This is a genomic window from Pontimicrobium sp. MEBiC06410, assembly GCF_053601615.1.
In genome coordinates, this window is the sequence record NZ_JBSHNT010000143.1 from 156042 (window position 1) to 169384 (window position 13343).

Annotated in this window: 11 protein-coding genes; 2 read left to right on the top strand and 9 right to left on the bottom strand. The window is 31.7% G+C overall.

Going from position 1 to position 13343, the window contains the following annotated elements:
- Positions 1 to 164: 164 nt before the first annotated feature.
- From ACVC08_RS05405 to ACVC08_RS05430, 6 genes are all read right to left on the bottom strand, one after another.
- Entirely contained in the window at positions 165 to 722 is a 558-nt protein-coding gene (locus tag ACVC08_RS05405) for an REP-associated tyrosine transposase (protein ID WP_452601293.1), read from the bottom strand.
- A 426-nt stretch (positions 723 to 1148) separates the two neighbouring features.
- The gene (locus tag ACVC08_RS05410) at positions 1149 to 1529 is read right to left on the bottom strand and encodes a hypothetical protein (protein ID WP_452601294.1); all 381 of its coding nucleotides are present in this window, start codon (positions 1527 to 1529) and stop codon (positions 1149 to 1151) included.
- A gap of 6 nt (positions 1530 to 1535) precedes the next feature.
- Positions 1536 to 1877: a hypothetical protein gene (locus ACVC08_RS05415; RefSeq protein WP_452601295.1), complete on the bottom strand. Its 342-nt coding sequence runs from the start codon at positions 1875 to 1877 to the stop codon at positions 1536 to 1538.
- 160 nt (positions 1878 to 2037) lie between these two features.
- Positions 2038 to 2553 (bottom strand): RHS repeat-associated core domain-containing protein, encoded by a 516-nt coding sequence (locus tag ACVC08_RS05420; protein WP_452601296.1) that lies wholly within the window; start codon positions 2551 to 2553, stop codon positions 2038 to 2040.
- 338 nt (positions 2554 to 2891) lie between these two features.
- The gene (locus tag ACVC08_RS05425; RefSeq protein WP_452601298.1) at positions 2892 to 3407 is read right to left on the bottom strand and encodes a hypothetical protein; all 516 of its coding nucleotides are present in this window, start codon (positions 3405 to 3407) and stop codon (positions 2892 to 2894) included.
- 2 nt (positions 3408 to 3409) lie between these two features.
- Entirely contained in the window at positions 3410 to 4567 is a 1158-nt protein-coding gene (locus ACVC08_RS05430; RefSeq protein WP_452601304.1) for an RHS repeat domain-containing protein, read from the bottom strand.
- 115 nt (positions 4568 to 4682) lie between these two features.
- Between ACVC08_RS05430 and ACVC08_RS05435 the strand changes: the two genes are divergently transcribed.
- On the top strand, positions 4683 to 5717 hold the full coding sequence (locus ACVC08_RS05435; protein ID WP_452601299.1) for a tyrosine-type recombinase/integrase: 1035 nt from the start codon (positions 4683 to 4685) through the stop codon (positions 5715 to 5717).
- A 508-nt stretch (positions 5718 to 6225) separates the two neighbouring features.
- Here the strand turns inward: ACVC08_RS05435 and thrC are convergent.
- The 3 genes from thrC to thrA all read right to left on the bottom strand — a co-directional run bounded on the left by thrC (position 6226) and on the right by thrA (position 11248).
- Positions 6226 to 7518, bottom strand: coding sequence for a threonine synthase (gene thrC / locus ACVC08_RS05440; RefSeq protein ID WP_452601300.1), 1293 nt, complete (start codon positions 7516 to 7518; stop codon positions 6226 to 6228).
- A gap of 9 nt (positions 7519 to 7527) precedes the next feature.
- Positions 7528 to 8460 carry a homoserine kinase gene (locus tag ACVC08_RS05445; protein WP_452601301.1) on the bottom strand — a complete coding sequence of 311 codons (933 nt, stop codon included), beginning with the start codon at positions 8458 to 8460 and terminating at the stop codon, positions 7528 to 7530.
- A gap of 343 nt (positions 8461 to 8803) precedes the next feature.
- Positions 8804 to 11248 carry a bifunctional aspartate kinase/homoserine dehydrogenase I gene (gene thrA / locus ACVC08_RS05450; RefSeq protein WP_452601302.1) on the bottom strand — a complete coding sequence of 815 codons (2445 nt, stop codon included), beginning with the start codon at positions 11246 to 11248 and terminating at the stop codon, positions 8804 to 8806.
- Positions 11249 to 11649: 401 nt separating this feature from the next.
- Between thrA and ACVC08_RS05455 the strand changes: the two genes are divergently transcribed.
- A complete protein-coding gene (locus ACVC08_RS05455) occupies positions 11650 to 13197 on the top strand; it encodes an NAD(P)H-hydrate dehydratase (RefSeq protein WP_452601303.1) in 1548 nt (515 codons plus the stop codon).
- Positions 13198 to 13343 lie beyond the last annotated feature (146 nt).

Below are 13343 nucleotides of genomic sequence, written 5' to 3' on the forward strand. Positions count from 1 at the left end.
CTTTTCTGCGGATTATGTGAATGAGACAAATCATGATTTTATAAAACTTAGTTAAACATAAAACTACCCCCCGCTACCGCTAGTTTGTAACTAGTGGCGGTAAGAGTGAAAAATATAAAAGGAAACTTTTACAGGGATGTAGAAGTTTTCCTTTTTAAGGAAGTTCATCCAAAAAATCCAACGTTATCTATTTCTAAAACTGTATTGTCATCTTGAAAATTCCTTGCGCTAGAATATTTCCAATCTATAGCATTTACTACAAAACCAGCCTCTACAGGATTATTATGTATATAATCTATTTTTTGTTTTATTACCTGTTCACTCCATAGTTCTATTGGTTTATTATGATGTTGCCAAAATTGGTGTTTAGTTGTTGTTGTATTCTTTTTACCTGCTCTTTCGAACATCCATAATAACCATTCTCTACGACTCTCTTGCGGATTGTTCTCTATAGTTTTCATAACTTTTTTTGAGGTGTAACGTTTAAAATCTCTAAGTAATTCTGAAGGTTGGTTATTACTTGATCTAAATATTAAATGGATGTGGCTTGGCATAAAACAATAACAATACAACTCCATACCTTTTTCTTTTCTACAATAATTTATGCTATCAACTAATACATTAAAGTAAACTTGCCTAGTAAAAACATCTATCCAATTTACTGTAGCAAAAGACACAAAATATAAACCAGATTTATTATGGAATTTATAATTTCTACTCATTATTCTAAAATACAAAAGCTTCTACAAAATCATTGTAAAAGCTTTCACTTATTTATAATTATCTACACTGAATATATTATTGACACTGTTTACTCTTACCACCACTAGTTACAAACTAGCGGTAGCAGAGGCCCAACTCGAGGGTCATGCATCCTAAACTTGTAATTCAAAGAATTCCCATCCCCCTTAATATCATCATCCTTTTCCTGTCCTTGGAAGCCGTAACGGTAGGAATCCGTTGAGCCATTGCGATTCGGCAGTAACATACCAAAAGGATAAAAACCTTTACAATTTTTAATAAATTTATTTCAATGAACTTAAAAACAATGTCTAAAACATATAAAACAACTGTTTTAGTTAAGCTTACTCTTACCGCCACTAGAAAGATTCTAGCGGGAGCGGGGAGCGAGGTAACTACCTAAGTAATTATTTTGTATCTATAGTTATATTTAAGTTTTCATCATCAAAATCTTTAAGAAATATCTTGACAGGTTCTTCATCTTTATTTATCAACAAATACGAGTTTGCAAATACTTCACCATCATCAATTAAAATTTTAACATCAAATTTTTTAGAAATACTTTTTGCTATTGTAATATCTGTATATTTTTTAAAATATTTTTCATCAACATATATAGAAAGAATAAGCTTAAAATCGCCTTGAGATTTTACATAAGTAAAAGTCATTAATGAACTATCCTCAGCTTCTAGAAGTCGAAATATACTTTTTTGAGCTATATTAAAAAAGTCAGAAAAAAACTCAATTAATTTTTGCTCGTTTAATAATTTATTGATGATGAAATCCATAAGTCTCTATTTAGTATGAACTTTAAAATATAAACTATATGCCTCTCTAATCGATTTTTTATCTAATTTCATATTGGTCATTATTTTGTAGGCTTCTTTAGTCAACCCTTTCTCATTTAAAACACCTAATCCTTTAAATCCACCTCTACTTGCAGGGAAAACCCCAGGTCCTCCTAAAGGAACAAGTTCCATTCCATCTCTACCTGAGAGTGTATATGTTCTTCCGTTTTCGAGTTCTTTTACATTTCCTTTCTGTTGATAATTTCCTTTTTTTAGATTCTCCAAATCTTTTTTAACATTAACGTAGTCAGCATATACGTGATTTTTTTCTTTAGCAACAGTTTTCATTTTAACGTTAATTCCATTATGTCTTCTGGAAGGGAGTCGAAAGTCTCCAATCTTACCATTTAATAAGTGTTTTGCGTTTCTTGCTATATTCTTTACACCAGAATAGAGAAAGAATACCCCGTCGCTGTTTCGAGTCTATTTCCTAAACGTTCCATTGCTTTTAATCCCCACCCATATCAGCTTCGTCATCAGCTATGTCACCTTGATTAAGTACGTTGAAAATTTCGTCTGGACTATCCCCAAGGTTAGTAATACTCTGGTTCATTACTTTGTCTGGTATTACATGCCAATGACCATCAGAACCTTTAACATAGTTAGTCTCACCTAATTCTTTTTTAACCCATTCTGGAGAATCTTGACCAACTTGATATACTTGAACTAATTGAAAATAATTATCGCCATCAATCTCTTTCATACCCAACATATAGAAAGTAGCTTCTAGCCCTTCTCTTTCAATTTGATCTATTACTCTATTTTCTGAAAAAGCATATGGAGAGTTTGCAGGGTAACTCTTAAATAAAGGATCAACAGCAAAGAAACGTCCCACTCTTGGGTCATGCATTCTAAACTTATAATTTAAAGAGTTCCCCTCCCCTTTAATCTCATCATCCTTTTCTTGCCCTTGGAAGCCATAACGGTAGCTATCCGTTGATGCGTTCCTATTGGGCAGTAACATACCAAAAGGATAAAAACCTTTACAATTTTTAATAAATTTATTTCAATGAACTTAAAAACAATGTCTAAACATATAAAACAACTGTTTTAGTTATGCTTACTCTTACCGCCACTAGTTACAAACTAGCGGTAGCAGGGGGTAGCGGGTAAAGTATGTGTATAACATCCTAAAGCTTAATAAAAGTAAAAAGTAACATCGTTTACGAATGTTACTTTTTAATTAATGATTGTATTTTAAAATATAAAAACATAACTATCTCTATTTCAACACAATCCCATTTATGGGACACATTGTTTTAAAATAGTCGTGTAGATTGCAAGGGATTAGTAACTACTGCACTACCCTACCTTCCTTAAAACCAAAACCTTAATCTCTTCATCAATAAGTACCCTCGCATTAATAGCCTTAAAAAACTCATTGAATTTATTCTTTATTTTAAGATTTTTAAAATTTATACCGATTTCATTGTCATTATAAATGTCAATATCATATTCCTCTCTTAGTACATCTCCACATTCATTTAATAAATAATCATAAATATCTTCTACATCTATATATTTGCTCTTTTTTATTTTTAAGAATATTTCTTCATTGGTAGGTCTAGAATATTCTTTCTCAATCAAGCCAATAGGTATTTCTAAATAATGTATTCTTTTTACTTCTTTAGTCTTTAAATTGATTTTTATAGGACCTTCTCCACCTACTTTATTATGTGTTTTATTTTCAATTTCTTTAATATTTTTCTTATTTACTATAAATAAATATAAATCATTCTCATATTCATATTTTTCATAAATAACATCTTCTTTTTTCAAAAAAGGCTTAATAAGCTCCTCTATTTCCTTTTTGTCCATAATTAATTTTTCTTAGTAGTGTCTATCGCTCCATCAATAAGAGTTTCAAAAATAGTAAAAGACTTAAAACGTGCATCTAAAAACTGATTACTATACTCTGCTCCATTTTGAGCATCTATAAATCTCCATACTTGATTTTCATCTCTTATGGCATTAAAAGCGTGATGAGTAACATCTCCATTTGGTTTTTTAAGCTTTCCTAATATAATAACACTTGATTGTCCTATTTTACCTTTTAAATCAGATAATAACCATGCAGAGTTATTAGAAGGAACATAATCAAAAACATTTCCCCATCCAAAAGAATTTTTAATCAAAGTACTAACTTGAGCAGGATCTACACCATTCTTACTAGTTGCAGCCATAATATCATTAGCTCCAAGAGCTACCATTCTTTGAAACTGAATAGCACAATCAACACAATTCATATCCGAACCAGTTGGATTAATCTTTTTTCTAACCTCTTGAAGCCCTTTTGTGATATTTTTAACAAAATCATCACCTAGACCACCTACAAGAGCTCTTCTTGCATTAGAACTTACTTCATCACCAAAGGATGCTGGAAAAGGATAAGGTTCATCTGTCCCTAAACCCCAAACAAATCCTCCTACTTGATGACCTATAACGCCTGCTCCATAAGGGTTTTGAATAGCCCAACTTGTAGCAAGAGGAGCATAATAAGCCATTAACACTGTTGAGAAAACTATAGACTCACCCACAACACTTGCTGTTGACATTTGAATCGTAATTGAAGCAAAAGTATTTAGATATGCATTAGGATCATTAGGATTTTCTTTTGCTTCTGCTTTCGCTCTTTGGTCAGTAGCTAACCAGTTTGCTGGCCCATATCTAAACTCTAGTCCTTCTAATTCAACGCCATCAACAAGTCTATTCTCACTAAAAGCATAAGGGGAATTGTATGCGTATTCTTTTTCTAAAGGATCCCTAGCAAAGAACCTCCCTACACGTGGATCATGCATTCTATATTTAAAGTTTATAGAATTCCCATCTCCTTTAATCTCATCATCCTTTTCCTGTCCTTGGAAGCCATATCTATAGCTATCACTACTTCCGTTCCTATTAGGCATTAACATACCAAAAGGATAGTAATCAAAAGTACTACTACATTCAATAAAATAAGAACGTTCAATTGTTTTAATACAAGCTTAAAACTGCATAATATTGCTATTTTAAGTCTTATATTTGTAATAAAGGTACCTCTTTTTTTGATAAATAAAAAGATAAATTTTATTGTTTTTAACGGTCTATTATTTTATGAAAACAACAACTCCAATTGTTCCTCTGTTTAAGCAATTTATAAGAGAAAGTGAAACAGGTAAGCGCTTAAAAAAAAATGGTGAACGTATTACCAAAGGTTCTATAGACAATTATAGATATACACTTAATAATTTAATACAGTTTACAACAGACACGGGTTTTGAGCTTCGTATTTGCGATGCTTCAAAATTAAATAAAAGGGAATTAGGCTCGGAGAAGAACTATTGGAAAAAGTTTTATAAAAAATTTACAGAGTTTCTCTATAAAAAAGGGTGTTTTGATAATTATGTAGGGGCTAACATAAAAATGATTCGTACTTTTTTTAATTATTTAAAGAATGATAAAGATTTTCCTACTGGAGATTTTCAGCGTTTATTTTATGTACGCAAAGAGGAAGTAGATATTTTGGTATTGTCTCCAGAGCAATTAAAGTTTTTAATTCATGATGTTGAGTTTACCAATAGTTTAACTCCTGCAATGCGGCGTATTAAGGATGTTTTTGTATTTGGTTGTACAACAGGACTTCGGTTTTCGGATATTTTTAATTTAACGAACAAGAATTTTGAAAAGCAAGGGGAGGAGTGGTATTTAAAGATAAAGTCGCAAAAGACCAAAACTTATAGTTTTATAAAATTACCTAGTTATGCCATTGCTATTTATAAAAATTATAAAAAGACATCGGCAAAAATGCCTGTTTTTGGAAGTATTAGCTTGTTTATTTTTAATAGAAGTTTAAAGCAAATAGGAGAGAAGGCAGGATTTACAAACCCTATAGAAGTATCTAGGGAAAGACAAGGGAAACCTAAAGGGGCATCTGTAAAAGGTATTAGGTTTTGCGATAAAATGAGTTCGCACATGATGCGTAGAACGGCTATTACTACTTTATTAATTTTAGGCATGCCAGAGCATTTAGTGCGTAAAATTAGTGGGCATAGCCATGCAAGTAACTCGTTTAATAGGTATGTGCATTATGCACAAGCATATATAGATACAGAAATAGATAAGGTACATAATAAGCTAGAAAAACTTTAATTAGTACGTGAAACCTAATTGAGTTTGTTTTACGAAAATTAAATTTTTGGAGTGTTGGTCTATTTAGTTTGTTATTCTCCATAAAAATGGAACGCTAACTTTTTGTATGTAAATTTTGTTGAGGAACTAAGGTGTTTTTATAATGTAAAATATATTTTGTACTATTTGTTTGCAGCATATTTTTATGTGAGATGAATATTAAATAACATAATATTATTTACCGACTATCCTTTTCGTGTTATAATACTATTTATAACGCGAAGCTGAACTTGTTTTAACATAACACTTAAAAACATAAATGCGTCTAGGTTAGAACCTAAAACAAGTTAGGGTTGATGCTAAATTTTATGATTGGTTACAGATATTAAATACCTTTTTTATGCTAGAATATAAACTTTCAATTTGTACTTATGTATAAGACTAAGGAATTAGATTTTTAGATACAAACCCAATAATTATCGGGTTTGTATCTAAAAAACACTTTTTAAATGTTAAAACAGTAATTCTTTTAGCTTAATAAAAACGTTTTTAAATCCTTATAATTGCTTATGCTTGTGGCCACTTTTGTTTTATGTATTACAGCCTGTATTTGTGCTGGTAGGTCTTGCTTTTTGTTAATTGTGGCTTCCACAATATCTAAAAACTTAGTAGGGTGTGCTGTTTCTAAAAATACACAATGTGCATTGGGATTATTTTTTAAATATGCTTTGCAGCCTAAGTAACCCACAGCTCCATGCGGGTCTGCTACATAATTATATAAGTCATAGATTTCTTTTAAGGCTACTTTAGTGTCTTCGTCTGTAAAACTATAAGAGGATAAGTTACTTTGTAAGACCTTAAAATTGTTGTTATAAATTTCTTGTATGCGTATAAAATTACTTGGGTCTCCAACATCCATAGCATTACTTATGGTTTGTACAGAGGGTTTTGGTGTGTATTCTTTGGTTTTTAAATAGTTTGTTACCACATTATTTGCATTGTTTGAGGCTATAAAATGCTGTATTGGTAAGCCTAATTGCTGTGCCATCATACCAGCGCAAACATTACCAAAATTACCACTAGGTACAGAAAACACAATGTTTTTGTGGGTATTATGCAATTGTTTGTAAGCAAACATAAAGTAGAATAGTTGTGGTAACCATCGTGCTACATTTATAGAGTTTGCAGATGTTAATTGCATTTGCGAGGTTATTGTATCATCTAAAAAAGCACGTTTTACCATGGCTTGGCAATCATCGAATGTGCCATTTACTTCTAAAGCGGTTATGTTTTGCCCTAATGTAGTGAGTTGTTTTTCTTGTATATCGCTTACTTTTCCGCTTGGGTATAAAATAACCACGTTAACGCCTTTTACGCCTAAAAAACCATTGGCTACAGCACCACCTGTATCTCCAGAAGTAGCGACTAAAACGGTAACTTCGTTTGTGTTTTCTTTATTAAAATAGCCTAAACAGCGCGCCATAAAACGTGCGCCTACATCTTTAAACGCCATAGTTGGACCATGAAATAGCTCTAATGTAGAAATTGCATTATTAAGTTTTACTACAGGAAAATCAAAGGACAAGGTTTCATCTATAATGGTCTTTAAAACGGTTTCTGGAATCTCTGGAGAGACGAATTGTTTAATAGCTTCATAAGCTATTTCTGTATACGATAAGTTGTCTATAGTTTCGAAAAACGATTGTGGTAATGGTGTTATTGTTTCTGGGAAGTACAAACCTTTATCTGGTGCTAGCCCTTTTATTACAGCATCTTTAAACGATGCGTTTGGTGCTTTTTTATTTAAAGAGTAATAATTCATATTCAGTATTCAGTGGTTAGTATTTAGTGCTTTTATGCCTTCTGTATTTATTTTAGAAACATAAATATTGAAATTTATATCGGTTTTGGAATATACATTACGCATGGCTTCTGCAACTTGTTTTGCATTGGTTTCACCTTTACTTAATGTAAAAATTGAAGGGCCAGAACCCGAAATACCACAGCCTAAGGCTCCTGCTTTTATGCTTTCGGTTTTTATGGTATTGTAATGTGGAATTAATTGTTGTCTGTAGGGTTCTATAATGCCATCGTTTAACGATTGGCTTAACAGCGTATAATCGTTAGTATGCATAGCATGCACTAAACTTCCTACGTTTGCCCATTGTGTAATAGCACTTTTTAATGGAACGTTTTTTGGTAGTATGGCTCTAGCTTCTGCGGTTTTTATTTCAATCTCTGGATGTATTATAGTAGCATATAATGCTTTAGGTGTAGGAAGTTGTAATACTTTTAAGGGCTCGCATGATTTTACTAAAGTGAAACCTCCAAATAGGGCAGGAGCAATATTATCGGCATGTTCGCTACCACTGGCTAAAGCTTCCCCTTTCATAGCAAAATAGGTTAACTCTGTAGTATTGTATGGTTTTCCTAATAGTTCGTTTATAGCATATACGCTTCCTGCTGCACTTGCCGAGCTACTACCAACACCACTTCCTGGTTTTATATTTTTATAGATTTCTATTTCAAAGCCACAATTGGGTTTAGCATGTTCTATTAATGCCAATGCAGAAACTCCTGCTACATTTTGTTCTGTTTCGTATGGTAAATTGTAGCCTTCAATTTTTGTTATAGTAATACCTTTGGTTTCGGTTTTACGAACAACCATTTCATCGCCAATGGTATCTAGACAAAAACCTAACACATCAAAACCACAGGACACATTTGCTACTGTTGCTGGTGAAAATATTTTTATTTCTTTCATATTTATTTGCCGCGAAAGCGGTAATCTTTTTTAATTCCCGTAAAGACGGGAATCTCTTAATTATTGTTTTAATGGTTCTCGATACAAAATTCTTGAAAAAAGAATTTCACTCGAACTAACGCTAGTGTATCAATTTACAATGTATTTGATATCATACTTTATTACCTTAAGTGTATTCTTGTCTGTATAGGAATGACAATATTAAAACTTGAACTTTGTAAGAGTAAGTAATTCAAAAATCGTTATTCGTTGTTCTTCAATCGTTAATCATTTAACAGATTGCACGTCCTACATCTTTGTAATGATAATCTATTTTATAGTTTTCCTAATTCCTAATTCCTAATTAGTTATTCCCAATACGTATAATATCTGCAAATAGGCCAGAAGCTGTAACATCTGCACCGGCTCCTGCGCCTTTTATAATCATAGGTTGTTCTGGATAGCGTTCTGTATAAAACATTACAATATTATCTTTCCCTTTTAAATTATAAAACGGGTGGCCTTCAGGAATGTGTTTCAAGCCTACTTTTGCTTTTCCGTTATTAAATTCGGCAACGTATTTTAATTGACAGTTTTTAGCTTTAGCTTCAGCATATAAGGTTTTAAAATGCGCTTCGTCTTCAATGAGAGAACCGTAGAAATCGTCTACAGTATTACTTTTTAAGTTTTTTTCAGTTAAAAAGGACTCGTTAGTAATGTCTTCTACATTTATATTAGTTCCATTTTCTCGTGCTAGAATTAAAATTTTTCTAACCACATCTATACCGCTTAAATCTATTCTTGGGTCTGGCTCTGTGTAGCCTTCAAACTGTGCTTGTTTTACAATGTCGTGGAAGTTGCGTTTATCTGTATAATTATTAAAAATAAAGTTTAAACTCCCCGATAATACGGCTTGTATAGAGGTTACTTTATCTCCGGAGGCTACCATATTGTTTAGTGTATTTATTACTGGTAAGCCTGCACCCACATTAGTTTCGAATAAAAATGGCGCATTGTATTTTACAGATAAGTGTTTTAGATTGCTATAGTTTTCGAAATCGCTAGAGCATGCTATTTTATTACAAGCTACTACCGCAATACTATTTTTTAAATACTCAGCATATAAATTTGATACGGCTTCGCTTGCAGTAATATCAATAAAAATACTATTACGTAAATTTAAGGCTATAGCTTTGTCTAAAAAACCTTGTAAATTGGCTTGTGTGCCTTGTTGTAATCTAAAAGGCCATTCGTTAAGCGCTATGCCATTTTCGTTAAATGCCATGCGCCTAGAGTTTGAAATCCCTACAATTTTTAAATTTATTTTATGTGTTTTATTTAAGTACTCATTTTGCTGTTCTATTTGGTCTATTAGTTTTTCACCTACATTACCAACACCAATAATAAATAAATTAAGGTGTTTTATATTGCCTTCAAAAAAGCGTTCATGCAACGTATTTAATGCTTTTTTTACATCCTTTTCTGCTATTACTGCAGATATGTTACGTTCAGATGCGCCTTGGGCTATAGCTCTTATATTAATATTATTTCTACCTAATGTACTAAACATTTTGCCACTAATACCTTGGTGACTTTTCATTTTATCTCCAACAAGTGCAATAATAGAAAGGTTACTTTCTACTTCTATTGGCTTTATTTTATGCGTCGTTATTTCGTATTCAAAAACATTGTTAATTGCAATTTCTGCAACCTTTGCATCTTTATCGTCTATACCAAAGCATATAGAATGTTCGGAGGAAGCTTGTGTTATTAAAATAATATTAATCTCTTTTTGCGCTAATGTTTCAAACAAACGCTTAGAAAACCCAGGAACGCCTACCATGCCATTGCCTTGTAAGGTTAGTAAAGAGATATTGTTAATATTAGTAATTCCTGTTGCTGTTGCTATTTTTTTATCTGGATTGCTACTAATAATAGTACCAGCCGCCTCAGGCTCTAGAGTGTTTTTTATATGAATAGGAATTTGCAAATTTAAAACTGGTTGTATTGTTGGAGGGTATAGTACTTTAGCTCCAAAATGCGATAATTCCATAGCCTCTTGGTACGAGATTTCTGCAATAGGGAATGCTTGTTTTACTAATTTTGGGTTTGTAGTAAACATACCGCTAACATCTGTCCAGATTTCTAAGCGTTCCACTTTTAAAGCAGCTGCAACTATGGCTGCTGTATAGTCAGACCCACCACGACCTAAAGTTGTGATTTTGCTATTAATAGATTTAGATATAAACCCAGGAAGTATAGTAATATCTTGTTTTGCGTCTTTAAAATAAGTGTTTATATTACTATTAGTAACATCGAATATTACTTCTGCTTTAGTGAAATTAGAGTTTGTAATAATTAAATCTTGAGTGTTTTTGTAGGCTGTATTAAAGTTTCTAGATTTTAAGGTTTCCGAAATAATAAAAGACGATAATAATTCTCCAAAACTAGCTAATCTGTCCGATGTTTGTGGCGATAATTCATTTACTAAATAGATGCCATCGAGTAAACTTTTTAATTGTTTAAGTTTTTCTTTTAAAGCTGTAATTATTTCAGAATCTGCATTTTGAATAAGTTTTAATAGAATATTTAAATGCGTTGTTTTTATAGCTTTAAATTCCTTTTTGTAGTTATTATCATTAGCTTTTGCTAAATGTCCTGCATTAAGTATTCTATCTGTAATGCCACCAACGGCAGAAACGACGCAAATTACTTTGCCTTTAGTTGCATATTGCTCTAAAATAGAGATAACTTTATTTATGTTTTTTGAAGAACCTACAGAAGTTCCTCCAAATTTTAATACTTGCATGTGTATTGTATGTAATGTTGTTGTGTAAACTTCGATTAAATGGAGTAGTTATTTACTATATAATAACTACAAAATGCCTGGGGGAATATATATTATAAACAACCCAAAAGGGTAGTAGTAATAGTAGAAAATGTAATTGCAGCAGTGGTTACTTCTGTAGTAGAAGTTAAGTTAATAGTTACTATTTTGGTTTTGCTATACATTTTATATGTGTAATACATAGTAAAAGTATTACTTTTACCCGAATAACAAAATAAAAACTAAATTTTTATGCTATTCTAAAAATTAAAGCATTTTACTTAATTATTTGAAACAAAATAGCTTTAACATTAGATATAATATAATGAACCTAATATATTTAAAGTATAATTTAAATTAATCTCATTTAGGAGGTAATACATATGAAGATTTTATCTAAAGAACAAGTATATGCAGGAGATAAACTCACTGCAGAAAAACAAAAAATTTCCTCTACCGATTTAATGGAACGTGCAGGAATGCAGATTTTTAATTGGTTACACATGCGTATGCAAGGTGCACAAGTCCCTATTCATGTATTTTGTGGTATTGGTAACAATGGAGGTAATGGTTTAGTTGTTGCTAGACATTTGGTTACACATGGTTATAATGTTAAAACGTATATTGTAAATTGTAGCGATAAGCGTTCTAAAGATTTTTTAATTAATTACGATCGTATAAAAAATGTTACTAAAGATTGGCCTACTCTTTTAAGTTGTGCAGAAGATTTTTCTCCAATAGATGCTAACGACATTATTGTAGATGCTGTTTTTGGTATTGGTATAAATCGCCCAGTAGACGATTGGGTTAAAGGGTTATTTAATCATTTTAGAGCTTCTAGGGCTTATACTTTGGCTATAGATATTCCGTCTGGATTATATACAGATAAATTACCAAGCGACCCAGAAGCAGTAGTTACAGCTGGGTATACATTAAGTTTTCAAACCCCTAAGTTAGTTTTCTTTTTGCCAGAAACGGCAAAATATACTGTACAATGGGAAGTTATAGACATAGGTATAGATCAAGAATTTTTATATAAAGCAGAAACTGAAGCCGATTTAATAGGAAAGCATGAAGTGTTACCTATATATAAACCTAGACAAAAGTTTTCTAATAAAGGTACTTATGGACATAGTCTTATAATAGGAGGTAGTTATGGTAAAATAGGTGCAGTAACATTAGCTAGTCGTGCTACTTTAGCTGTTGGTGCTGGGTTAGTTACTGCTTATATACCAAAATGTGGTTATACAGCATTACAAGCCGCTTTTCCTGAAGCTATGGTAATTACAGATGCAGATGAAGCTAAAATTACTAGTATAGATTTTGATATAGAACCCACAGTAATTGCCTTTGGTGTAGGTGTGGGAACAGATGCTAAAACAATAACAGCTTTTGAAGCTTTTTTAAAAGAGAATAAAACGCCTTTAGTTATTGATGCAGATGGTTTAAATATTTTATCTAAAAAGAAAGCATTGCTTAAATTATTACCAAAGCAAACTATTTTAACGCCGCACCCTAAGGAGTTAGAGCGTTTAGTTGGAACATGGAAGGATGATTTTGATAAATTGAAAAAAACAAAAGCATTTTCTAAAAAGCATGATGTTATTGTTGTTATTAAAGGTGCAAATACTATTACTGTTTTCCATAATAAGTTATATGTAAATGCAACTGGAAATCCTGGTCTAGCTACAGCAGGTACAGGAGATGTTTTAACAGGAATGATTACGGGTTTATTATCTCAAGGCTATAACCCTTTAGAAGCTACTATTTTTGGAGTCTATTTGCATGGTAAATCTGCCGATTTATTAATTGAAGATTATGGTTACCAGAGTTTAATAGCAAGCCATATTGTCGGTGGTATATCTGAAGCCTATTTAGATTTGTTTAAACAGCCAGAAAAACCTGAGGTAGAAGAGGCTGCTAAAGAATAAAAAAAATGTCTAGTCCTAAATAATCGATACAGATTAATAAAGGATTAAATTTATTATTTAAAGCTGAACAATCCTATGATTGTTCAGCTTTTTTGATTTGTATTGTTTTCTTTTAAGTTTATTTTGTTTGTGCATTTGTATTGGAG